This window comes from Leptotrichia sp. oral taxon 223 (assembly GCF_013394795.1).
Classification (GTDB): domain Bacteria; phylum Fusobacteriota; class Fusobacteriia; order Fusobacteriales; family Leptotrichiaceae; genus Leptotrichia.
This window is the reverse complement of the sequence record NZ_JABXYU010000001.1, coordinates 1,732,390-1,755,441: the sequence shown is the minus strand read 5'-3', so window position 1 is coordinate 1,755,441 and position 23,052 is coordinate 1,732,390. Positions and strand designations below refer to the sequence as shown.

At 30.9% G+C, this 23,052-nt stretch carries 23 protein-coding genes and 1 pseudogene; 8 read left to right on the top strand and 16 right to left on the bottom strand.

Annotation, left to right across the window (positions count from 1 at the left end):
• Window positions 1-45 precede the first annotated feature (45 nt).
• The 9 genes from HW275_RS08505 to HW275_RS08465 form a co-directional block, all read right to left on the bottom strand.
• Entirely contained in the window at window positions 46-897 is an 852-nt protein-coding gene (locus tag HW275_RS08505; protein ID WP_178936111.1) for a patatin family protein, read from the bottom strand.
• A gap of 434 nt (window positions 898-1,331) precedes the next feature.
• Complete coding sequence (locus HW275_RS08500) at window positions 1,332-1,976, bottom strand: dihydroxyacetone kinase subunit L (protein ID WP_178936110.1); 645 nt, start codon at window positions 1,974-1,976, stop codon at window positions 1,332-1,334.
• Window positions 1,977-1,997: 21 nt separating this feature from the next.
• Window positions 1,998-3,005 (bottom strand): dihydroxyacetone kinase subunit DhaK, encoded by a 1,008-nt coding sequence (locus HW275_RS08495; RefSeq protein ID WP_178936109.1) that lies wholly within the window; start codon window positions 3,003-3,005, stop codon window positions 1,998-2,000.
• A gap of 16 nt (window positions 3,006-3,021) precedes the next feature.
• Window positions 3,022-3,681, bottom strand: a complete 660-nt coding sequence (locus tag HW275_RS08490) for a class II aldolase/adducin family protein (RefSeq protein ID WP_178936108.1) — start codon at window positions 3,679-3,681, stop codon at window positions 3,022-3,024.
• 22 nt (window positions 3,682-3,703) lie between these two features.
• Window positions 3,704-5,041 carry a PTS galactitol transporter subunit IIC gene (locus HW275_RS08485; RefSeq protein WP_178936107.1) on the bottom strand — a complete coding sequence of 446 codons (1,338 nt, stop codon included), beginning with the start codon at window positions 5,039-5,041 and terminating at the stop codon, window positions 3,704-3,706.
• Between the two features lie 31 nt (window positions 5,042-5,072).
• Window positions 5,073-5,348: a PTS sugar transporter subunit IIB gene (locus HW275_RS08480; RefSeq protein ID WP_178936106.1), complete on the bottom strand. Its 276-nt coding sequence runs from the start codon at window positions 5,346-5,348 to the stop codon at window positions 5,073-5,075.
• A 27-nt stretch (window positions 5,349-5,375) separates the two neighbouring features.
• Entirely contained in the window at window positions 5,376-5,639 is a 264-nt protein-coding gene (locus tag HW275_RS08475; RefSeq protein ID WP_178936105.1) for an HPr family phosphocarrier protein, read from the bottom strand.
• A gap of 14 nt (window positions 5,640-5,653) precedes the next feature.
• Window positions 5,654-6,109 carry a PTS sugar transporter subunit IIA gene (locus HW275_RS08470; RefSeq protein ID WP_178936104.1) on the bottom strand — a complete coding sequence of 152 codons (456 nt, stop codon included), beginning with the start codon at window positions 6,107-6,109 and terminating at the stop codon, window positions 5,654-5,656.
• A 13-nt stretch (window positions 6,110-6,122) separates the two neighbouring features.
• Window positions 6,123-8,183: a PTS sugar transporter subunit IIA gene (locus tag HW275_RS08465; RefSeq protein ID WP_178936103.1), complete on the bottom strand. Its 2,061-nt coding sequence runs from the start codon at window positions 8,181-8,183 to the stop codon at window positions 6,123-6,125.
• A 465-nt stretch (window positions 8,184-8,648) separates the two neighbouring features.
• On the opposite strand from HW275_RS08465, the gene HW275_RS08460 reads away from it, so the two are divergent.
• On the top strand, window positions 8,649-9,086 hold the full coding sequence (locus HW275_RS08460) for a Dps family protein (RefSeq protein WP_178936102.1): 438 nt from the start codon (window positions 8,649-8,651) through the stop codon (window positions 9,084-9,086).
• Between the two features lie 127 nt (window positions 9,087-9,213).
• Window positions 9,214-10,733: pseudogene (locus HW275_RS08455) on the top strand (YifB family Mg chelatase-like AAA ATPase).
• A gap of 60 nt (window positions 10,734-10,793) precedes the next feature.
• Here HW275_RS08455 and yihA read toward each other — a convergent pair.
• From yihA to coaE, 3 genes are all read right to left on the bottom strand, one after another.
• The gene (gene yihA, locus HW275_RS08450; protein ID WP_178936101.1) at window positions 10,794-11,381 is read right to left on the bottom strand and encodes a ribosome biogenesis GTP-binding protein YihA/YsxC; all 588 of its coding nucleotides are present in this window, start codon (window positions 11,379-11,381) and stop codon (window positions 10,794-10,796) included.
• 33 nt (window positions 11,382-11,414) lie between these two features.
• A complete protein-coding gene (locus HW275_RS08445; protein WP_178936100.1) occupies window positions 11,415-12,215 on the bottom strand; it encodes an LCP family protein in 801 nt (266 codons plus the stop codon).
• Between the two features lie 140 nt (window positions 12,216-12,355).
• Entirely contained in the window at window positions 12,356-12,985 is a 630-nt protein-coding gene (gene coaE / locus HW275_RS08440) for a dephospho-CoA kinase (RefSeq protein WP_255460049.1), read from the bottom strand.
• Between the two features lie 364 nt (window positions 12,986-13,349).
• Between coaE and HW275_RS08435 the strand changes: the two genes are divergently transcribed.
• From HW275_RS08435 to nadR, 6 genes are all read left to right on the top strand, one after another.
• The gene (locus HW275_RS08435) at window positions 13,350-13,751 is read left to right on the top strand and encodes a biotin/lipoyl-containing protein (protein ID WP_178936099.1); all 402 of its coding nucleotides are present in this window, start codon (window positions 13,350-13,352) and stop codon (window positions 13,749-13,751) included.
• Window positions 13,752-13,871: 120 nt separating this feature from the next.
• Complete coding sequence (accC, locus tag HW275_RS08430; protein WP_178936098.1) at window positions 13,872-15,227, top strand: acetyl-CoA carboxylase biotin carboxylase subunit; 1,356 nt, start codon at window positions 13,872-13,874, stop codon at window positions 15,225-15,227.
• A 99-nt stretch (window positions 15,228-15,326) separates the two neighbouring features.
• Window positions 15,327-15,722, top strand: a complete 396-nt coding sequence (locus tag HW275_RS08425) for an Asp23/Gls24 family envelope stress response protein (RefSeq protein ID WP_178936097.1) — start codon at window positions 15,327-15,329, stop codon at window positions 15,720-15,722.
• Window positions 15,723-15,884: 162 nt separating this feature from the next.
• Complete coding sequence (amaP, locus tag HW275_RS08420) at window positions 15,885-16,535, top strand: alkaline shock response membrane anchor protein AmaP (RefSeq protein WP_178936096.1); 651 nt, start codon at window positions 15,885-15,887, stop codon at window positions 16,533-16,535.
• The gene (nusB, locus tag HW275_RS08415) at window positions 16,535-16,948 is read left to right on the top strand and encodes a transcription antitermination factor NusB (protein ID WP_178936095.1); all 414 of its coding nucleotides are present in this window, start codon (window positions 16,535-16,537) and stop codon (window positions 16,946-16,948) included. Before amaP ends, nusB begins: the two co-directional genes overlap by 1 nt.
• 127 nt (window positions 16,949-17,075) lie before the next feature.
• Window positions 17,076-18,188, top strand: a complete 1,113-nt coding sequence (gene nadR / locus HW275_RS08410; protein WP_178936094.1) for a multifunctional transcriptional regulator/nicotinamide-nucleotide adenylyltransferase/ribosylnicotinamide kinase NadR — start codon at window positions 17,076-17,078, stop codon at window positions 18,186-18,188.
• Between the two features lie 196 nt (window positions 18,189-18,384).
• Here the strand turns inward: nadR and HW275_RS08405 are convergent, their stop codons facing one another.
• The 4 genes from HW275_RS08405 to HW275_RS08390 all read right to left on the bottom strand — a co-directional run bounded on the left by HW275_RS08405 (window position 18,385) and on the right by HW275_RS08390 (window position 22,848).
• Window positions 18,385-18,882, bottom strand: coding sequence for a ferritin (locus HW275_RS08405; protein ID WP_178936093.1), 498 nt, complete (start codon window positions 18,880-18,882; stop codon window positions 18,385-18,387).
• A gap of 45 nt (window positions 18,883-18,927) precedes the next feature.
• Window positions 18,928-19,344, bottom strand: coding sequence for a Fur family transcriptional regulator (locus HW275_RS08400; protein ID WP_178936092.1), 417 nt, complete (start codon window positions 19,342-19,344; stop codon window positions 18,928-18,930).
• Window positions 19,345-19,544: 200 nt separating this feature from the next.
• On the bottom strand, window positions 19,545-21,176 hold the full coding sequence (locus HW275_RS08395; RefSeq protein WP_255460048.1) for a cell wall metabolism sensor histidine kinase WalK: 1,632 nt from the start codon (window positions 21,174-21,176) through the stop codon (window positions 19,545-19,547).
• A gap of 76 nt (window positions 21,177-21,252) precedes the next feature.
• The gene (locus HW275_RS08390) at window positions 21,253-22,848 is read right to left on the bottom strand and encodes a subtype B tannase (RefSeq protein ID WP_178936090.1); all 1,596 of its coding nucleotides are present in this window, start codon (window positions 22,846-22,848) and stop codon (window positions 21,253-21,255) included.
• Window positions 22,849-23,052: the final 204 nt, after the last annotated feature.

Genomic DNA, 23,052 nt, shown 5'->3' with positions numbered 1-23,052 from the left:
CAATTCTTATTTACAAATGCTCAAGAACAAGTAATCAAAAAATTATTACCCTTCCAAATATTTTTTCAAATTTTCATAATTTTTTTTCGCTGTTTCATAGCCAATATTGTACACTTCCAAAAGTTTCTTCTTATTTTTCTCAATTCTCCCAAGCGTTAGTTCCACTTCTGGACGAATCACAAAAATCTCCCCTTTTGCCTCCAGCTCATCAATGTAATCAAGCACTTTATTATATCGAATATATCTTGTATTCATAAGTTCTACAAATTTAGGAAACTTTTTATATCTTATCCCAGTAATTTTACCCAATGCACTTTGCTTCTTTCTATAACTTTTATCACGTGTCAAGACAACTACATTTTTTGTATTTCCATTTTCCATGGACTTTTTAATCGGTATTGAATCAGAAACTCCACCATCCAGATAAACATTTCCATTAATATTAACCATTCTGGCAAGTAATGGCAAAGAACTTGAAGCCCTTACATAAACTGTATCCTTGTCAAAATCTTTGACTTCAGGATATTCCGCCTCCCCAGTTTCACAATTTGTAATTACCACCTGAAATTTTGTCTTATTTTTCATAAATGTTTTGTTGTCAATCGGATTCAGTTTATTCGGAATCTCATTATAAACTAAATCCACATCAAATAAATCCCCTGTTTTAAGCAAGCTATAAAGCGTGCAGTATCTTTTGTCATCCAGATAGTCAACAGACACATTAAACGCCCTCTTATGCTGTTTCGCCAAATAGCTGCAGGCATGACAAGCTCCCGCAGACACCCCTATGCAATTATCAAATTCAATATTTTTTTCCAAAAAGAAATCCAGCACCCCTGCCGTAAATATCCCCCGAAGTCCTCCACCTTCCAATACTAACCCAGTTTTTTCCTTCATTAATTTCATCCCTTTCAAATTAATTTTTTGTTTTCTCCTATTATACACCCATTCCTTGTATTTTTCTACTTTTTTAATAAACTATTTCTATCTTTAAAATCAATTAAAAATTTGATATATTGCTGCTATGTCAAGAAAAAAAGAAGTTAAACAGAAGAATATGGTTTTTGAAACTCTATAACATAAAAAATTAAAGAGCGGAAAAATCTCTGCTCTTTTAAAAATACTTTATATTATTTTTATTTTTTCTGCACTTGACCTGACAATATGTCCTATTTTATAATTCAATTTATATTGCTTTCCTAAAAGGCTGCAAAAAAAAGAATACTGACTTTCTAAGATACATTTTTACCTAAGAAAGCCAGTACACTAAAATGAAAACGAAAAATTTAAGGAAGTCTTTATAAATGTTAATTTTGCCTTGTCTTTTTTACCTAATACAGCTTTTCATCCTTTTCTTTATAGTAATTATAAATTCCCTCAAATATCAGCTTGCCAACATAAGAACCTCCATCTATATGCCCTATTGTTTTTTCTCCATGGTATGCCGCTCTTCCATGAACTGCCGTCATATTTTTTGTTGCTTCACTTCCCTTTGACGCAGCATTACTTGCTTCTTTTAAAATTTCTAATACTGTTTTTTTCTCATCTGTATTTTTCTGAAAAGCTTTTGCGGCAGGAGACAATGAATCTAGGATTGTTTTCTCGTTTTCCTTTGAATTTGCTCTTTCCTTTAACTTGCTAATCCCATTTTCCAATGCTATTTTCATATCATTTTTATCCGCATTCTCTTTTCCTTTCAAGCTTCCACCTATTCCTAATAGCCAGAATGAAATAATCGTTCCCAATGACGAAGGAGCTGATTCATTAAAGATCATTCCCATCTTAAAAAATAATTTCCCTAAATCTTTTTCTTTAGAAGTTTCTAAATAATCTTTTAATCCGGAAAATCCTTGAACCATTGATATTCCCAAGTCTCCATCTCCAAATTGGCTGTCCAAATCAAGTAAATAATCTCTATTTTCCTTTACTAACTTGAGTACATTTTCTGTAATTAATTTTACATCATTTATATCCATAACTGCCTGTCCTTCCTGAAATTACTTATTCACATTAGTATAAAACGGTGTAATTGCTTCTTTCAATAATAATCTTTTAGTTTCCTCATTCAATTTAAAAATTGTTATTGATAATCCCGCCATTTCCATAGAAGTAGCAAATTCTCCTATATGTGGTTTTATTATTTTTACATTTTTTTCTTTTAAAATTTTATAAATTCTGTTATATACAATGTAAAGTTCTTCTAAAGGAGTTGCACCCAATCCATTTACAGTTACAGAAACTTCATCTTCTGATTTCAGTTCCAATTCTTCATTTATCTTGGAAAATATTAAATCTGCTATTTCATCTGCCTTTAGCATTTCCCTTACTTCGATACCTTGCTCTCCGTGTATTCCCATGCCTATTTCTATTTTATTGTCTTCTATACTAAAAGTAGGTTTTCCAACTTCAGGAACAATGCATGGGGAAAGAGCCACTCCCATTGTTTTTATATTTTCCAAAGCCTGCTGAGTGATTTGAGCAACCTCTTCCAAATCCAATCCTTCATCTGCAGCCGCTCCTGCGATTTTATAAGCATATAGCATTCCTGCTACGCCTCGTCTTGTATCTTTTTTTTCATAAGGCGCTGAAGCAACATCATCTTTAACTAATACGTTAGCAGTTTTTATATCTTCAAAATCAGCCAGTTCACATGCCATATTAAAATTCATCTTATCTCCGCCATAATTTCCATAAAGACACAAAACCCCTTTTCCAAAATCGCAAGCCTTTATCGTATCAAGCATTTTCTGTGACGAAGGTGAAGCAAATACATTTCCTATTGCACATCCATCAAGCATTCCTTCTCCTACATATCCTAAAAACGTTGGAAGATGTCCGCTACCTCCTGCGGTAACAATTCCCACTTTATTTTTTTTAGGATTATCCTTTCTTACCAGCACTCTAATATCATCATTTAATAACTGTATTTTATCACTATGAGCAGCTACTATTCCTTCTATCATTTCTTTTACAAAATTTTCAGGTTCATTTATTATTTTCTTCATAAGACAATCACCTTCCCTAGTTCTTTTCCAATTTTTCCGGGTATTTCCAATTTTCCAGTTCTTCTGGAGAAAAACTGTCTGGTTCATTGCCTTTATTTATTAATAAAGTGTAATAGTAAACTTCTGCCAGTTCTTCTACATACTGTGCTCTCAAAAAAGCTTCATACATATCTGTACCGCAGGCTACAACCCCATGTTTTTCAAGTAAAAATATATCTGCCCTTTTCACAGGTTCAATTACACTTTTAGCCAGTTCTACAGTTCCAGGCCTTGCATATGGCGCTACCGGCACAACAGCATCCTTTAGCCCAAATGTTGCAACCTCATATATAATCGCCGGTATAGGTTTATTTAATACTGCAAAGGAAGTTGCCATTTTTGAATGAGTGTGAGCAATTGCCATTATATCTTCCCTTGCTTTATATACTTCCAAATGCATCATTGTTTCACTTGATGGTTTTCTGTCATTTTTAACTTCAATTAATTCACCATCTACTGTTAATACACATATATCATCTGCAGTTAATTCCTCTCTGTTTACACCTGATGGAGTGACCACTACATATCCTGTTTTCTTATCCCTTATACTGAAATTTCCTGATTTATGTTTACATAAGTCTAATCTTTGTCCATCCTGCGCCGCTTTTATAACTTCCCTTTTCAAATTTTCCAACATTTACATCACCTCTATCAAAATTTTATTGCTGAATTTGCTTTTTCATATTTTTTATAAATATGTAGAATAATCCAAAAAATAATACTAATGCTATAATTCCTGATATTCTACCTGCTAGACCATTTGCTATAGCCCATCTGAAAAATGGAGCTTCTACGCCAAAATATGTTATCATTTGTCCTGCTGGTATTTCTATCGCTTTTGTCGTTTTTGCAAGCTGAGTAGCAAATGGCGCAAAGCTGCTGGAAACTAATAAATAAATTGGAGTGTACAGAATACTTAGAATTAGCATTTTTAATAAGTTCTTTTTAGAAACAATCATTGCTGGTACGACAACTATAACATTTACTATTCCTGCTAACGGCAACACATTGCTTATTCCCATCTTTGAAAACACGATAGCCAAAAGCAGTTCTATTGGAACTAACAATATTGCTACTACCCATAATTCAGATTGTCCTGCCATAAACGGCCAGTCTAATCCAATATAAATTTCTCTGTCTTTAAATTTATTTTTCATAAATTCTGATGCAGCATCTGCAATTGGAGCCAGAGCCTGCATAAATAATTTAGCCACCATAGGAAATAATACTAGAGCTGTTCCTACTTTTATAGCCACATTTAACGTATCTTTTACAGAATAACCTGCAAGAATCGCTATAAGCCCTCCTATAATGAATCCCATAACGCTGTTATCTCCAAAAATTCCTATTTTATCTTTTAATTTATCTGCATTTGCATTTTCTTTTTTAAATAAAGGAATATAATCCAATAATTTGTTTACAGGTTCCATTATTATACATTGGAGTGTCATATAATGAGTACAAGTAACCCCTGGTATTCCTGTTATTTCCTGAGTTCTTTTTTGAGTAGCTTCTCCTATTTTTAACTCCGCTATAACCTGAATTGCCGCTGCAACAAAACCTAATGCAACATTTCCTGTAATTGCCGCCACCATTGTTGCTGTAAAAATTTTCCCCCACACATTCCACAAATCTACATTTAATACATCTGTTTGTTTAAATATAAGCATTAAAAGATTAATTCCTATCTGTAAAGGAAACATAAACAAGGCATAAGGCCAAGCCCACGCAATCGCAGACATAGGTGACCACCCTACATCGATTATATTTAACTGAATACCCGTTTTTTCAACAAAAGCTGAAGCTACAGGACTTATAGTGTCAAACATAAAGCCTAGCACTACGTTCATTCCCGTAAAAGCAACTCCCAATGTAAGCCCTGAAATTATTGCTCTTTTGAATTTCATTTTTATTATCAATCCTATTATTATCATTATTATAGGTAAAAAGATTGCGGCTCCCAATCCTAAAATATAGTTTAAAATATTTCCAAACATTTTTGGTACCTCCTAAAGTTTATTACCAATATTATTTTAGCAGTTTTTTTAATTTTTCAAATTCTTCCGCCATTCCCATTCCTGTTAAAAATTTAATTCCATTTATCATTGGCTTGTCATAAGTTTGAGAACCTGGAACTATTGTTACATAAACATCAACTTGATCTATTATGCTTTCAAGCGATTTTATATCTACTGCTTCCACTGTTGCTCTTATTCCTTCATCTTCCAGCATACTGTTAATTTTTGAAGCAACTGTCTGTGATGTTGCTACTCCTGATCCACATGCTACAACTATTCTTTTCATATAAATTCCTCCTAATTTTAATATTTTTTATTCTCCAAAATTTGAGTAAAATAAACTTTCCAGTTCTTTTAACACTTCATTTTCGTCTTCTCCATCTATTTCTATTTCAACTTTTGTGCCATATTTAGCTCCTAACTTTAAAAAACCGAGGACGCTTTTATTTTCTACTTTGTTATCACCTACTCTAAATACAGTTTTTGATTTATATTTTGATATTGTCTTTATTATTTGCGAAATAGGCCTTGCATGTAACCCTGTTTTATTTTTAACTTCTAAAATTTTACTTATCACTATAATCACCTTGTCTAAAAATTTTCACTTAATATCTTTAGTATTTCTTTCTTATCTGATGCATTTTTTATGCTGTCATAAACTTCCTTCTGTTCCATTAAAGACATTAACTTTGTCAATAAATTCACTTGCTCTTCTCCCTTTTGTATCAATAGTACAAATATTACTGATACCTCCAAATCATTTTCATTTAATCCCATATCCCTAAAAATAATTGGTTTTTGGGGCTTAACAGCTATAATGCCCTCTTTATTAACAAATTCAGGATTCGTATGAGGTATTGCAATCTTATATTCACCAAAATCCAAACCTGTAGGATAATTTTTTTCTCTTTCAATAATTGAATCGGAAAATCCTTTATTTACATATTTTTTTTCAAATAAAATATTACCTATTTTAGAAAGAAAATCATTTCTGTCATTTGCTTCAAAATCCAAAAAAATATTTTCTTCTTTAAAATAATCTTTCATGCCTCATTCCTTTCTATGCATTTGTATTTTTTGAAAAATATTTTACTATTTTATCTTTATTTTTTGTTTTCATTATTTCAACCAGTTCATCTTTAAAAATTTTATTTATAATTTTACTTACTCTGTTCAATTCTTTTTCTTTATCCTTTATAGCAAAGGTAAAGATGTATTTTATAGTATTGCCATTAAGTTCAAAATTATTTTTTAATTCAAGTAAAATTCCTGAAGTTTTAAATACATTATTTTTATTTTTGGAATGTGGTAAAATTATTCCATTATGTATTATCATGTAGGATGTATGATTTCTCAATACATCTAGAATACTTTTAGTATATGAACTTGATATGTATCCTTTTTTCTCAAGAAGATTGCATGTGTATTCAACTGCCTCTTCAATATTTTTACCATCATAGTTAAAAATAATGCTTTCATCTGTAATTATATCCTTTTCTTCTTCCTCGTCTACGACATCATTTATAATCTTTCCTTTCATTTTATTTTCAAGTTTTTTTATCAATTTTTCTTTATTATGTATTTTTGCCTCCTTTTCTATAATTTGGATTAATTCTGATATTAAAACTTTTTTATTATTTGATACAAAACCAACATCTAACATTTTTTTCCTATCTTCTATTGTAAATACTGGATTTACCTTTAATATTGGTATGTCATATAAAATTTTATCTTCAATATCCATTGTTGTTATTATATAATCTATATTTTTATTATTAAGCAATGTTTCTTTCAGTTTAAAATAAGGAGTTACTGCAACTATTTCAACATTGAACAAGGAAGATATATTGTCTACCAATATTTGGGAAATGCCGTATCCTAGCGTACTGATAATTATTATTCTTTTTACTTTTATGTTATTATTCATAACTCTTTCTATTGAAGCTTGAAAATGAAGTGTCAGCAGAAATATTTCCTTATCAGGTATATCTTTTTTTAATATATTTGTCAAAATATTTAAAGAGTCCTTTATTAAATAGAATAAATTATTTTTTGTAAATTCTAAATCCTGTATAAATTTATCATTTAATGTATATTCATTTTTCACTCTATAGAAAAAAGGATTTAGATGCTGTCTCAAATATTCAAACAATAATTTATCCTTTGATATGTCCACATTTAATCTGCTATTTATATTTTCAATCAAATTTTTTACTAAAATATCTAAATCAATCCAATTTTCATAAAATTGAGAATCTTTATTATAAGAACTTATTTTTACTACTAAATCTGTTATAATAAATATATCCTGTTCTTTAAAAATTTCATTTAATCCATAATTTTTTACTTCTTTTTTTATTGTGTCATATTCATCCCATTCTTTTATTATCCCTCCATCAACACATATGAAATTATTAATTTCTTCATGAAAATTCTCGGATTGCAGTAAAATAATATAGGAAAGCAATGTTTTATAATTTTCATCAGTAGCTGAAAAATTTAACTTAGATAATATTTTTTTCAAAAAATCACTTAAAGTCTTTACTTCTTCTATACCTAAATTTTCTTTAAATATTTCTTCTATTTTTATTCCATAAATAGTCTTGTTTTTAGTATTTTTCAAATAATTCAGGCATTCTGATATTTTTTCAACTCTATATTTTATTAAATTTGATATTCTTCCTTCGAGTATTATCCCTTTTTTTGTACTTAATTTAATCTCCTTTTCTTCAAATTCTTTTTTTATCCTATTTAAATCACTATTAATTGTAATTCTTGATGTATCAAACTTTTCCATTAAATTGGATATATTAAGTTTTTTTACAGTTGTTATTAGCAAAAATTTTATTAAATTTCTTCTTTTTTCAATAGTCACAGGCTCTGCTTCTTTTACTATATCCTTTATTTTATTTATTTTGCTATCGCTATCCAACTTAAAAATCCCTGATTTATTTCTATATATAGGTTTAATATTAAATATCGACAAAACAAAATTAATTTTTTCAATATCATATCTCACCATTCTTTCAGAAATATCAAATTTTTCTTTTAGTTTCTTAATTGAAACTTCTTCGCCAGAAGAAAAAATATCCAACATTTTTATTTCTCTATTATTTAGCATATGCTCTCCTTAATTAAGGTTCTACTTAATATATAACCTATGATTTTAAGTATTTCAATATTAAGCTTCTGAAACTTTTATTGAAAGAAGCATGTTTAATTGGAAATAGGTTTTATCCATTATTTTATAGTACTTAGAAATACTTTGTAACAAAAAATGGAAAAGTTCTTTATTTTAAATAAATTACAAATTATATTACTCCAATTCTAAAATAATATAAAACTAATAACAATTTAGGTTTTAAAAACACATTAAGCCTGTTTAACACAAAATTACAATAATCAAATTAGTTTCTATAATTAAACTAAAAACTATAAATGAACACATAAACTATAAAACATAATTTTAAAAAAAACTATAAAAACGAAGAAGGAAAAAATATGTTGACAATTTATCTATATTTTGGTACAATAAATTTGTAATAAATACAAATATATATAAATTATAAACTGAGGAGTGATAAAAATGTCAAAAACAATTGAAAAATTAAATCTTTACTTAGCTAACTTGAATGTACTTTACAGAAAAGTTCAAAATTACCACTGGAACATTGTTGGTGCTGATTTCTTTACTGTACATGAAAAATTAGAAGAATATTATGATGCGATAAATAAACAGATTGACGATGTTGCAGAAAGAATTTTGTCAATAGGAGGACGTCCTTTAGGAACGCTAAAAGACTATCTGGAAGTTACAACTATTAAGGAAGCCGAAAATAAGGAAATTTCTATTCCAGAAGCGGTAGCTGATGTGAAAAAAGAATTTGAAGCAATGCTAAAATTAGCAAAAGAAGTAAAAGAAGCCGCTGATGAAGAAAATGACTACGGAACATCTGCATTAACTGATGAATATATCAGCACATACGAAAAAGATTTATGGATGTTAAATGCATATTTAAAATAATAGTCATTAAAATTACCTATTATATAAATTTAGGGAAAATCTGTAAAAAGATTTTCTCTTTTTTATTTACAAAATATATAAAAAATGTTATAATTAATTATTAATAAAAAATTAAAAGGGTGAGGTTATGGCAATAAGTTTATTTAGTTGCAGCTATATGGGTGTAGATACTTATGTTGTGGAAGTGGAAGTTGATTTATCCAGAGGGCTGCCTGTGTTTAATATAGTCGGAATGGGGGATCAAGCGATTTCCGAGAGCAAGGAACGGATTAGGAGCTGTTTTAAGAATGTGGGATTTGAGTTTCCTGTCAGACGTGTGCTGGTGAATTTGTCGCCTGCAAATATCAGAAAGAAAGGCAGTCATTTTGACTTGAGCATATTTTTAGGAATACTTGCTAATACAGGGCATATTTCAAATATAGAAATATTAAAAAAATATCTGATTTTAGGGGAAATTTCCCTAAATGGAAAGATAAAATCAATAAATGGAGCAATAAATGCTACAATTCTGGCAAAAGAAACAGATTTTAAAGGCGTTATCGTTCCAGCGGGAAATTATAATGAGGCAAAACTAATTTCAGGCGTGGAAATTATTCCTGTTGATGAAATAACGGAATTGCTGGATTTTCTGGAAGGAAAAACTGATGTGGAAACATTGTGTAAAAAAGCTATTGAAAAGAATACTTCAAAATTGGAAAAAGATGAAAATTTAGATGAAACTATTGATTTTTCAGATGTGAAAGGGCAGCTCCTTGCAAAAAGAGCTTTAGAAATTGCAGCAGCTGGCGGGCATAATGTATTTTTAATAGGCGATCCTGGCTCAGGCAAGTCAATGCTTGCCAAGAGATTTAACACAATTTTACCTGATATGCCTGAAGAAGAAATAATTGAAACAACCAAAATTTACAGCATTTCAGGAATGTTAAGCCAAAATGAGCCAATAATCCGCAAGCGTCCGTTTAGAGCACCCCATTATTCAGCTACACAAGTGGCTCTAGTAGGTGCGCAAACAGAGTCGGAGAAATTACATTAGCACTAAACGGCGTCTTCTTTCTAGATGAAATAGGGGAATTTGAGGGAAAAACTCTGGAAACGTTAAGACAGCCGCTGGAAGATGGAAAAATCGTTATTTCAAGAGCAAATTTCAGTGTAACTTATCCAGTAAAAAACATTACAATAACTGCTTCAAATCCTACTCCAAGCGGTTATTTCCCCGATAATCCATTATGCAACGACAGTTTGTACGAAATAAAGCGTTACCAGAAAAAATTTTCAGGCCCGCTTCTCGACAGAATGGATTTGTATGTGGAAATGCACCAGTTGAAAAAAGACGAAATTTTTGACGAAACTTTATCAGAAAAATCGAAAGATATTCAAGCAAGAGTAATAAAAGCCCGTGAAATTCAAAAACAACGTTTTAATTCAAATACCTTAAACAGGGATATGAACAAGAAGCAGCTGAACAAATATTGTAAAATAGACGAAGAAAGTGAAGAAATTATGAAATCTGCCATTGATAATTTAAAATTGTCAGTCAGAGTGTTTGACAAAATATTGAAAGTATCCAGAACGATAGCAGATCTGGATGGGGAAAAAAACATAAAAAAGGAGCATTTATTGGAGGCACTTAATTATCGAAGAAAATAATAATAAAAATGTGTAATCAGTCAATTTTATTTGATTAACTACACATTTTTTCATAAATTATTATTTTTCAGTAATTCTTTTTCCTATAAAATCCAATAATTCTTCTCTTCCCGTATTTTTTAATGAAGAATAAAAAAACACATCTTCATTTTTAAATACAAGTTTTTTCTTAATTTCCTTCAACTGCTTAAATTTTTCATTATTCGACAATTTATCAGACTTTGTAAAGATTATATAATATTCAATTTCAAAATGTTCCAGCCATTTTAACATTTCCATATCCTCATTTGAGGGGATTCTACGCAAATCAAGCAATAAAAATACTACTTTTTCACGTTTTGACATAAGATAGCTTTCTATCGTTTTTCCCCAGTTTCTTTTCACAGCCTCAGGCACTTTAGCAAACCCATATCCTGGCAAATCCACAAAATGAATTTTGTCATTTATTAAAAAATAATTGATTAGCTGTGTCCTTCCTGGTGTTTTACTTGTTCTTGCCAGATTTTTTCTTTTTGTGAGTGAATTTATAAGTGAAGATTTTCCCACATTTGATCTTCCGATAAAAGAAAATTCCACAATATTATTAAATTTTGGATAATCTTTTTCTAAAACTGCTGATTTCACAAATTCTGACTTGTTTATTTCCATGTTTCACCTCTTCTTTTTTTATTCTTTGCTTTTCTAATTTTTAAATTCTTCCTTTGCATCTTCCAGCGAAGCTTCATCAGGCATAAAATACCAGATTCCATTAATCATTTTTCCATCCCCCGTAATTTCATGCTGCTCAATATCTGAATGATGTATCAGAATTGCTGGTAATGCCGACAGGCTTCTAATGGGATTCACCGCTATGTCCATATGCTGCTTTGCATAACCGTAAACTTGCGGGATGTATTTCCAGCCAGATGGTGCGGCTATTTTCTTGACAATCCCTTGAATAACCTGTCTTTGACGCTCGTCACGCTTAAAGGCTGTGTCGCTTTTTCTATGTCTTGTATATGCAAGCGCCATTCTTCCTTGCAAATTGTAAACTTGCCCTTGATTAAAGTGGAACACCTCCTGATCAAAATAGTCCTGATTAAAAGTGTGGTTTGAAACAACGTCCACTCCGCCGATTAAAGTTGTCAGGTTCATAACATCTTCAAATCTGAATCGCACATGGTAATTAATTTTTGTATCAAGTAAATTCTCCACAGCGTCTATTGTGCATTGGACTCCACCAAAATGGTGGGAATGCGTAATTTTATCCTGTCTATAATTTTCACAAGGAATTTCAGCATAAGTGTCACGCGGTATCGAAATCATTTTTATCTGTGCCAAATACGGTATAACTCTTACAACAATAAGCCCGTCACTTCTCGATCCTTCCGTTGGCTGATTTGCATAGGCGTCTACTCCTATCACAAGAATGTTAAACGGTACAGAGAGCCATCCTATAAGCACTACCAAAAATATTCCCAGTATTATAAATATCTTTTTCATTTTTTCACCTCTAAATTCTTACATTTTTATATTTTTACCAATTTTTCCAAGCAATGTATTTCAAACAAGCTTTCATTATAATTTTTTAATAATATACAATAAATAATATCAGTGCATTGTCAAGTCATGCGCAACAAAAATTAATTTCTATTTTTACTTTCAAATACTATTTCTTTTAGGAACTTGTCAATTTTTTCTTCCAAATCCTGAATATTTCCATCATTTTCAATAATAAAATCACTTCTTTTCTTCTTTTCATCCAAGGACATCTGCGAATTAATAATATTCAAGGCTTCCTCATGCGTTCTGTTATCCCGCTTTAAAACACGCTGAATTTGTGTATCCATACTTGCACTGACTAACAGGATGTAATCAAATTCCTTCTCCCACTGGACTTCAAAAAGAAGCTGAATTTCCACAAAAATAATGCCGCTTTCTTCCTTAGACTCCAAAATTTTTCCCCGCATGAAATGTAAAATCTCTGGATGCATAATCGCATTTAAAGCAAGTCTTTTTTCCTTATTTTTAAAAATAACTTTCCCCAGCTTTTCACGTGAAACAGCATAATTTCCAAAATTATCCTTTTCCAGAACTTCCTTCCCAAAGTTTTCCGCAATTTTTTCTATAACCTGCGGAAATGTGATAACCTCGTGAGAAATCACGTCCAGATCAATAACCTTATATCCTTTTTCCCGTAAAATCTGACTAACCGTACTTTTTCCAGTCCCAATTCCACCCGTGAGTCCAATAACCATTTCTCTTTCTCTCAAACTTCCTTTCCACAGTAAAACCTTTTTCAAAATTTTTTAATGTTCTAAACTGTTTTTTTTACAAACTCGTTATTTCAAATTTCAAAACATAATGTATTTTATAACTTTTTTCATTTATTTGCAACAATTTTTATCTTGCCGTCTAAAATTGATTTTTTATGTTCACTTGCTTACTAAAAGATAAAATTTTGAAAAATTTTAAAGGAAATAATAAAATTTTAAAGGAAAATATGATATAATAAAGGTAAGATTTAAAAAAAGAAAAAATTGAAAAAATGCTTACAATATGATAAAATTACGTATACAAAAAAGATTTTTATAGTAACGAAAGATTTAATTTATAAAATAAAAATGAGGAGGGAACATGGAACTTAAGGATATCCAGGAATTAATGCAAGTTCTAAAAAAGGAAGATTTAGCAGAAATTAAAGTAAGATATGGAAAAGTAAAACTTACATTAACAAATTCTGAAACAGTAAATACTGTAAATAATCTGGCACCGGCAGCAAAAAAAGAAGAAAAAAAAGTTACAAAACCCGCATTACCAGTAGAAGAAATCATAAAATCACGCAATGTAGGTAAAATAAAGTTACTAAGCTCAAAAACAGGAACAGTTGTAAAAAAAGGGCAAATTCTTGCAAAGATTAACACAATGGGAATCGATAACGAGATAAAATCGACTGTAAACGGCATTTTAACAGAAATTCTTGTTGCAGACGGTTCAGCTGTGGATTTTGCAAAGGAATTATTTAAAATTGAAGTATAATTTACAGTTTTTCTGTTAAATACGAATCTAGTAATTCGTTCAGAATACTTTTGGGATTCGTTTTTAAAAAGTTTAACTGTAATATGTAAAATAGAAAATCTTTTAGGAGGATAGGTATTAATGTTCAAAAAAATATTAATAGCAAACAGAGGAGAAATCGCTGTTAGGATAATCAGAGCAGCGAGAGAGCTGGGAATAGCGACTGTTGCAGTCTATTCAGAAGCTGACAAGGAATCACTTCACGTAAAACTGGCTGATGAGGCTATCTGTATCGGAACTGCCAGCAGTGCGGACTCATACTTAAAAATACCCAATATTATTTCGGCGGCACAAATGACAGGAAGTGAAGCCATTCACCCTGGATACGGATTTTTGGCAGAAAATCAAAGATTTGCTGAAATATGTGACAAAAACGAGATTGTCTTTATTGGCCCAAAACCTGAATTAATCAATATGATGGGAGATAAGGCAACAGCAAGGGAAACTGCCATCAAGCATAAAGTTCCTATAACGAAAGGTTCAGACGGAATTGTGCCAAATGTGGAAGAAGCTAAAAAAGTTGCAGAATGGATAACTTATCCAGTTATGATAAAAGCCACTGCCGGCGGCGGCGGTAAAGGAATGAGAATCGCCCACGATGAAAAGGAACTTGTGGAAAATTACATCGCTGCGCAAAATGAAGCAAAGGCGGCATTCGGAAATCCAGATGTCTATATTGAAAAGTATGTGGAAGAACCAAGGCACGTGGAAATACAAGTTGTTGGAGATAAATTTGGAAATGTGGTTCATTTAGGTGAAAGAGACTGCTCCATTCAAAGACGGCATCAAAAATTAATAGAGGAATCGCCATCAGCGGGAATTGATGCCAAGACACGTGAAAAAATGGGAAAATTCGCCGCAAAACTGGCAAAAGGCATCGGTTACGACAGCGTTGGAACATTGGAATTTCTAGTTGATAAAAACATGAACTTTTATTTTATGGAAATGAATACAAGAATTCAGGTGGAACATACAGTAAGCGAGGAAATCACTGGAGTTGACCTGATAAAAGAGCAGATAAGAGTAGCCGCAGGAGAAAAATTAAGTGTTTCTCAAAAAGATATAAATATTAATGGACACGTAATAGAATGCAGAATTAACGCAGAAGATTCTGAAAATGGATTCCTGCCCTCGTCTGGAATACTGGAAAAATACATTCCATCTGGAGGGATTGGAGTAAGAATCGACTCACATTCTTATCAGAACTATGAAATCCCGCCTTATTATGACTCAATGATAGCAAAACTTATTGTAAAAGGCAAAAACAGGGAAGAAGCTATCACAAGAATGAAACGCGCCTTAAAGGAATTTATTATAGAAGGTGTTGACACAACTATACCATTTCACTTGAAGGTGCTTGATAATCAGGACTTTAAGAATGGAACTATCTATACAAACTTTATTGAAACACATTTTAAAGAAGCGCTTGGCAAGTAATTTAAAAAGCCAGTTAAAAATTTTATAAATCAATAAAAAATCAAATTATTAAATAATTTGGTTGATATTTGATAAAAACAAAAATTAGGAGGAATTAAAATGAACGAATTAGGAAATGTAAATATATCACAGGAAGTGGTAGCAACAATCGCAGAATCAGTAGTATCAGAAATCGAAGGAGTAAACAGCCTTGTTGGTGGAACTTCTAAAAATGAAATTGTCAAATTTTTCCAAAATGTATCTTCAGGCGGAAAAGGGATTGAAGTGGAAGTTGGAGAAACTGAATGCACGCTAGATTTATACATCGTGGCAAAAATGGGATACAAATTACCTGCATTGGCTGGAGAAATTCAAACAAGAGTAGTAAAGGCAATTACTGAAATGACAGGATTAAAGGTTCAGGAAGTTAATGTCTACATTCAAAAAATTGTAAAAGAAGATAAAAAAGAAGTTGTTCCAGCAACTGTAGCAGAAACAGCAGAAATTGAAGAATAATAAAAATCATAATATGCTCAGGCTCCGTTAATTTCAAATTTGTAAACAAATTCGGAGTTTGAGCACAATCTAAAAGAAAGGAGAAGCTGGCAAGAGCATACTATTTTTACTATTAATTCTCATATTAATAAAAATATGGTATATTTCTGACAGTACATATTAATGATTGCAATATTAGGATTTTTGGCAAAATTATCTATTATACTTGGATTTATTAGCATTGCATTTTCAAGCGTATCAGATATGCTGTTTAGGACTGACTATTTAGGGCAGCTCGACAGTTTTGTTGATTTAAACAGCCTAAATTTTAAAATTCTGGTTGGAATATTATCAATTATCTATTTAGTTATATTTTCACTTTCATACATTAATAAATTAACAAAATATTCTCAAAATAGAAAAGTTAAAAATAAAAATGGAGAAATTGAAGTTTCCATCAAAACAATAAATGAAACATCAAAAGACTTTTTAAGCGGGCTTGAAATTATAAAAAATTCAAAAGTAAAGTCATATCCAAGCGGAAAGGCTGTCGTCATAGAAGCCACTGTAGACACTTATAACGTCGATAACCTAAATGAAAAATTGGCAGATATTCAAAACAAATTATCTGACTACATTTTTCAGGCAACTGGAATTACCGTAAAAAAAAGTAAAGTAAAATTGAAAAAAGTTTTAGGTGAAACAATCATTGAAAAGAAAATCATTGATTCCCCAACTGTTCAAAAGGAAGAAAACAGTAATGGCGAAAATACAAATCTAAAAAACGAAAATGATGCACAAAACGATACTTCCCCATCTGGAAAGGAAAACTAATGACACGAAGAGGAATTAGAGAAGAAATATTTAAACTTCTTTTTGAATACGAATTAATTGACAACAATATTGACAAAAGAATAAATGATGTAATTAGTGAAGAAAATTTAAAAAAAGATGAAGAAATTGACTTTTTAAGAAGTTATGTTACAGAAATAATTGAAAATCAGAATATTCTAATTGAAAGAATACGGGAAGTGCTGGACGGTTGGACTTATGAGCGTTTGGGAACAATAGAAAAAGTTTTGCTGAAAATATCTTTTTATGAAATCACTATAAAAGATGTAGGATACGAAATAGCAATTAATGAAGTTCTTGAAATTGCAAAAAAATATTCCTACAATGATACAAAAGACTTTTTAAACGGAATTCTTGCAAAATTAGTACAAAATATTAAAGAAGAAAAAAAATAAATGGAAGAATATTCTAAACGAAACAAATAACAGACAAAAAGACTTCTATATTTACATATGGAAGTTTTTTTACATATAATTTTGGAGCAAAACCATTAAAACTAAACTAGAAAAGGAAACAAAACCAATGAAAAAAATAGGAATAATTATCGGAAAGTTTTTCCCGCTTCACATCGGACATGTAAACTTCATTCAAAGAGCCAGCGGAATTGTAGACAGATTATACGTCGTTATCTCATATTCTGATGATGCTGACGATTTGCTTACTTCCAATTCCCGTTTTGTAAAAGAAATCACACCAAAGGACAGACTGCGTTTCGTTAAACAGACATTTAAAAATCAGCCCAATATTTCATCCTTTTTACTGGATGAAAACAACTATTCCCAACAAGGCGACAACTGGGAAGAATGGGCGACAGCCTTAAGAAATGAAATCGAAAAAAGAGAAAAGCTGGAAAATAAAGAAGAAATAGACTGGAAAAATGATGTGATTTTCATAAGCAACCGAGATGGAGATAAGGAATACAATTTAAAGCATTTTGGTTCTGAAACGAAATCAATTGACAAAAACTATATTGAATACAACGTAAATTCAAAGCAGATACGGGAAAATCCAAGCAAATACTGGGAATTTCTGCCACGTGAAGTAAGGGAGCATCTAATCCCTATTATTACAATCTGCGGCGGGGAAAGCAGTGGAAAAAGCGTAATGATAGACAAACTTGCAAATGTTTTCAATACAACTTCCGCTTGGGAATACGGACGTGAATATGTTTTTGAAAAACTGGGCGGGGATGAAGAATCATTGCAATATTCTGACTATGAAAAAATCGTTTTTGGACATCAGTCAAATGTTCTGTATGCTGCGAGAAATGCCAATAAATTTGCATTAATTGATACAGACTATATAGCCACCCTAGCCTTTTGCCTAACTTATGAGAAGCGGGACAATCCTATAGTTCGTGAATTTGTGCAAAATTACAGATTTGACTTGACAATTTTACTTGAAAATAATGTTGCCTGGGTAAACGATGGGCTGCGTTCAATTGGGGATGATGACAGACGTGGAAAATTTCAGAATTTACTGAAGGAACTGTATAAGGAATACGGCATTCAATACATTACAGTAAAGTCAAGCAGCTATGAAAAAAGATATCTGGCTTGTAAACATATTATAAAGGCATATTTGGATGGCGCTGATAACTCTGAGCTTCAGAAAATAGCAGATACTTTTATATAAAAAAATAACCTATTGCTAAAGTTTATTTTAATTCTTAGTAAATAGGTTTTTTTCTTTTACTTTTGTCAATTTTAAAATTTTTTAGAGTTTTGAAAAAACAGCTAAATACTTTTATCATGCCCTCCTCAAATCGTGCATACTTAGCCATTTTTGAAAAACCACTTTATATTATATAATTGCCAAATTATACGCCTGCTTATTCTCTTGTTCCCATTTCCTTGTCTAATAAATATAATGTAGCACTATTATTATCAACATTAAGCGAAACAATTTTATCAATTAATTTTTGAACTTGTTCCTCCTCTTCTTCCTGTTCTTCGGCAAATTCATTCAAGAACACTTCTGCTCCATAATCTCCCAGTTCTCTTGCAAGTTTGTGAATGTTTTCGATAGAGGCTGTTACAGCTTCCTCATGTGCAAGAGCAGCTTCAAATACTTCCTTCACTGATGTAAAATCCATTTTAGGTTTATCCAGTCCAAAAAATTCAATTTTTCCATTTCTTTTTAAAACATAACTGTAAAATTTTCTTGAATGTTCAACTTCCTCTTTTGCCTGGTTATCCATCCATTTGGCAAATCCTTCCAATGCTCTGTCATCAAAATATGCAGCCATAGCCTGATATTGATACGATGCCGCTAGCTCCATATTTATTTGATTATTTAACAAGATTTCTAATTCTTTGTTTAGTTTCATATTCTCTTCACTTCCAAATTCTATTTTAATAATTATTTTCTAATCTTAGTTTTTCTTTTCTAAACATTTTTCACAAGTACCTTTTATGTAGAAATGTATTTCATCAATTTCCACATTGCCCAATTTTGACAAATCAAATTCTGATAAATTTACATCAAAGTCAATTATTTCTCCACAAGATTTACACTTGAAATGTCCATGATCCTCTGTAACTACATCATATCTCACTTCATTTTCCTCTATTATGATTTCTTGAATAATATTATTACTGACGAATATGTTTAATGTATTATATACTGTAGTTTTTGATAAAGTCGGCATTTCAGGAGATAAACTTTGGAAAATATCATCAACCGTTGGATGTGTATGATGATCTAGTAGATATTGAAATATCTTCATTCTTTGTACTGAAGGTTTTATTCCATTCTTCTTCAAATATTCACCAACGTTTTCTATATGCATTTTTCCTCCTAATTATCATTTATTATTTATATTTTAATTTCAATTGAACAGTAAAAATAAATATATTGCTTGAGTAAAATAATTAACTTTTACATTTACTTCTCTCTTTGTACCCATTATAATTTTATACCTTTTTCTAAATTTTGTCAATACATTTATTTATTTTTAATACCAAAATTTATTTTTTTGCTATATTTACTTTAAGATAACTCACCAAAAGGAATCAAAAAAGTAAAGACAGTTTGTACATCTGGCTTACTTGCCACCAAAATTTCAATGTTATGCCGTATCGCAATTTCCTTTGCAATTGCAAGTCCCAGTCCCATTCCATTTTTATTTTCCTCAGTATTTGACTTATGATAACGGTTAAAAATTTTGCCAATATTTTCAGGATTTATCCCCTTCCCGTTATCACAAATTTTAAGTTCATATCCTTTGTCCGCTTTCTTTAAAAAGATGTCAATTTTCTGATTTTCATTGGAAAATTTTATAGCGTTATCCAGCACAATTATTATCATTTGCCGAATTCTCTGATAATCTCCTGTAAAAAGATAACTTTCAGTTTCAGCACTATTCTTAGCCGTAAAATTAATTTTTATATTTTTTTTAGTCGAAATCTGCTTCATGCTCCTTACGGCATCATTTATAATTTCAAATAAATTTATTGTACTTTTGTCAATAGAAAAATCTGTATTCTGAAGTTTTGTCAAATCTATCAAGTCATTAACAAGCCTTTGCAAATGGATACTGTCTGACAAAATCTGCTTATTATACTCCTTTAATTGCTCAGGCTCGCTAATAATTCCATCACAAATCGCTTCCATCGAACCTCGGATTACAGTTATCGGCGTTCGCAGCTCATGAGAAATATTTGCAATAAAATTTTGACGCATTTTTTCAAAACGTTCACTTTCCTTGGAACTTTTATCCAACTGAAGTGCCAGTTTATCAATACTTTTTGCAAGCTCTCCAATTTCATCGCTCTGATTTACATTTGTCATTACTTCATAATTTCCCTTTGCCAATTCTGTTGTTGTATCACGAATTTTATTAAGTGGCTTTGTAAAGCTGATGGAAAGCCAGACGGCACTGATACTCGCAAGGATGAGAGCTGCTAGAATACTGAAAATGAGCGTATAAATTCCACTTTCAAGAGCCGATGACATATATTTTACTGGTGAATGCAGCAAAACCACTCCTTCAATTGTGTTCCCATTTTTTATTGGAACCGTTACTGTAATCGAATTTTCATTTAACAAATCATTAAAATTTTCTGTTGTAGTCGTTATCCCATTTAATGCCTTTTTTATTGTTTCTTCTGCATTTGGTGGCAATTTTAAATATGAAAATGGCTCCTCTTTGTCACTTCTTCCTTGCACAATATTTCCAGTCTTTGCATCCACAATCCATACTTCCCCCATTGCAATGTCTTCTATCATTCTCATACTTTTAAAAATTTTTATATTGTTATCTTTTTCATCAACTAGCCTATGTTTGTGAAAATGATTGTTTTCATTATTTTCGTTTTGATTTTTTTTATCTTCCCGTATATTTTCTATAATATTAGTTTCAAAAACTTTTCCATTTATATTTCCTATAATTTTAGCTGTTTCACGTCTAAATGGCTTATTGAGATTGGCTCCCTTTGGCGGGGGCATATCTTGTTTTCGCCTGTCTTTATTCTCAGAATTCCCATTTTCGTGTTCAAACCACATTTTTGAAAGAGTCGTTGAAATCTTGTAAGCCCTTTCCTCCAAGTTTTTCTTATGAAGGCTGACAGTATTCTGAATATAAATATATCCAAAAATACTTCCAATTACGATCGAAAACAAAAAAAGAGATGCTCCAAAATATGAAAGCAGTTTTATGAATATTTTATTTTTAATTTTTATACCTTTTATCCTCACACTATCTTCCTTCTGCTACAACTTTGTCCATCCATTTGAATAGTTCTGTCAAATCATAGTCTCCTGAATGTGGAGTTGCCCAAGGCGACGCAAAATCAACTTTTTTCCCAAGATTTTCCAATTTTATGGCAAGTATCGCAGGTATTGCAAGCGAAGTATCCTTATCAATTGCTCCGTGTCTTATTCTCCAGTATCTTACTTTTGAACTTGCAATATAATTCATCGGATTCATCATTTTTATTATTTTCTTATCCGCCATCGTTCCGTTCACTGTCGAATGTTCCAGCATATATTCTGTAAAATGCTTATTATTCGTAGTTTCATCTCCAAACTCATTATTTTCTCCTGTTGACAAATCCACATTATCAAAGGCTCCAGGCGTTTTTTGTCTACCCATATAGGCAATATATTTATCATAATCCAAATCTATGACTTTTCCATTTTTTATCGTCAAAAAATCAAATTTCGATAAATCAGTTCCTTTTTTCAAAGCCGCATTTGCTGAATCAATATAATACTGTTTAATCTGATTTTTAAAACTTCCATTTCCATCTTTATCCAATGTCAAAAGTTTACCATTTTTGTCCTTCAATTTCAAACTATTCACATAATCAGGAAACATTTTTTTCAAGTCATTTGAACGTGAAATTTCATCATCAGTCAATGTACCTTCAGTGTATTTTCTTTCCACATTGTAATCTAACATTGTAATATCAATTTTTTTATATGTTTTCACATCGTTAAACATCCATTCGTAAGCCGTATTTGCATTTTCTAAATTAGTTATTGGACAATAGGCTGAAACTGCGAAAATATCATCTCTAGCCTTCAATGCACCAATTTCCTTTAAATAAGGCTCGTAATCCTTGCTATTTCCAGTTGCACCTAACAGAGCTGAAACTGCTCCTCCAGCGCTTGTCCCATTAGAAATAATTCTGTCAGCTCTACCAGGCATTTTATTATCATTATAATGCAAATATCTTACAGCTGCTTTCAAATCTACAATTACAGCAGGTGCTTTTCCAATATATTTCCCATCCTTTTCCAAAGTTCTACCTCTAGCTCCAGGACTTGCCACAACATACCCATTTGACAGTGCAACTAATGAAGCATCAGGATTTCCGTCTCTCCCGTTTCCAGGAATTCCAGCGGCTCCAGGCATATATCCTCCAACTGTATTTGGGAAAAATATTGGTGCAGTTTTTGCATTGTATTTTCCAACTGATTTATTTTTAAAATATTCTTCTGGAATATAGATATTTATAGTTTGATACGCAATATCAATTGGTTTTGCTACATAAACTATATTTTCATAGGCACGATAAGTAACAGTTTTTCCATTAACAGTAGCTGTTTTTGTTGTATAATTTTTATTTGCATCAAAATTTAAGTTGTAACCATTTTCTGTTTTATTTGTTATCATATCTTCGGTTATTACTTTTTTATTCATAGGTACTCCCATTTGTGATTTTTTATCTTCATTCTTTTCTACACTTTTTTGAGTTTTGCTAAAATCTAAACTTTTCATAGTACATATCTCAGTAGCCATAACTGCTACTGAAATTAATAAACTCATTACAATCAATTTTTTCTTCATAATTTCTCCTTCTATTTTTTAAAAATATTGATAAGATTCTACAAATCTGATTAATTCTATATTTTTACTACATTTTATTTTTTAACAAAAATTTTATAATATTTCACATTAGAGTACTAGATTTATTATAAATCCTATTTAATAAGAAATTTTAACCCTTTGCCAGAAAATAAATAAAATATCTTTTCAACTTTTTAAATGAAA

Excerpts from the sequence above, each read along its gene's own strand:
- amaP (WP_178936096.1), top strand. The coding sequence starts at position 15,885 with ATGATTGCAATATTAGGATTTTTGGCAAAATTATCTATTATACTTGGA.
- HW275_RS08470 (WP_178936104.1), bottom strand. The coding sequence starts at position 6,109 with ATGAAAGATTATTTTAAAGAAGAAAATATTTTTTTGGATTTTGAAGCA.
- HW275_RS08505 (WP_178936111.1), bottom strand. The coding sequence starts at position 897 with ATGAAGGAAAAAACTGGGTTAGTATTGGAAGGTGGAGGACTTCGGGGG.
- nadR (WP_178936094.1), top strand. The coding sequence starts at position 17,076 with ATGAAAAAAATAGGAATAATTATCGGAAAGTTTTTCCCGCTTCACATC.
- HW275_RS08490 (WP_178936108.1), bottom strand. The coding sequence starts at position 3,681 with ATGTTGGAAAATTTGAAAAGGGAAGTTATAAAAGCGGCGCAGGATGGA.
- HW275_RS08435 (WP_178936099.1), top strand. The coding sequence starts at position 13,350 with ATGGAACTTAAGGATATCCAGGAATTAATGCAAGTTCTAAAAAAGGAA.
- HW275_RS08405 (WP_178936093.1), bottom strand. The coding sequence starts at position 18,882 with ATGAAACTAAACAAAGAATTAGAAATCTTGTTAAATAATCAAATAAAT.
- HW275_RS08495 (WP_178936109.1), bottom strand. The coding sequence starts at position 3,005 with ATGAAGAAAATAATAAATGAACCTGAAAATTTTGTAAAAGAAATGATA.
- HW275_RS08390 (WP_178936090.1), bottom strand. The coding sequence starts at position 22,848 with ATGAAGAAAAAATTGATTGTAATGAGTTTATTAATTTCAGTAGCAGTT.
- HW275_RS08460 (WP_178936102.1), top strand. The coding sequence starts at position 8,649 with ATGTCAAAAACAATTGAAAAATTAAATCTTTACTTAGCTAACTTGAAT.
- HW275_RS08425 (WP_178936097.1), top strand. The coding sequence starts at position 15,327 with ATGAACGAATTAGGAAATGTAAATATATCACAGGAAGTGGTAGCAACA.
- HW275_RS08485 (WP_178936107.1), bottom strand. The coding sequence starts at position 5,041 with ATGTTTGGAAATATTTTAAACTATATTTTAGGATTGGGAGCCGCAATC.
- HW275_RS08480 (WP_178936106.1), bottom strand. The coding sequence starts at position 5,348 with ATGAAAAGAATAGTTGTAGCATGTGGATCAGGAGTAGCAACATCACAG.
- HW275_RS08500 (WP_178936110.1), bottom strand. The coding sequence starts at position 1,976 with ATGGATATAAATGATGTAAAATTAATTACAGAAAATGTACTCAAGTTA.
- HW275_RS08445 (WP_178936100.1), bottom strand. The coding sequence starts at position 12,215 with ATGAAAAAGATATTTATAATACTGGGAATATTTTTGGTAGTGCTTATA.
- HW275_RS08465 (WP_178936103.1), bottom strand. The coding sequence starts at position 8,183 with ATGCTAAATAATAGAGAAATAAAAATGTTGGATATTTTTTCTTCTGGC.
- yihA (WP_178936101.1), bottom strand. The coding sequence starts at position 11,381 with ATGGAAATAAACAAGTCAGAATTTGTGAAATCAGCAGTTTTAGAAAAA.
- nusB (WP_178936095.1), top strand. The coding sequence starts at position 16,535 with ATGACACGAAGAGGAATTAGAGAAGAAATATTTAAACTTCTTTTTGAA.
- HW275_RS08400 (WP_178936092.1), bottom strand. The coding sequence starts at position 19,344 with ATGCATATAGAAAACGTTGGTGAATATTTGAAGAAGAATGGAATAAAA.
- accC (WP_178936098.1), top strand. The coding sequence starts at position 13,872 with ATGTTCAAAAAAATATTAATAGCAAACAGAGGAGAAATCGCTGTTAGG.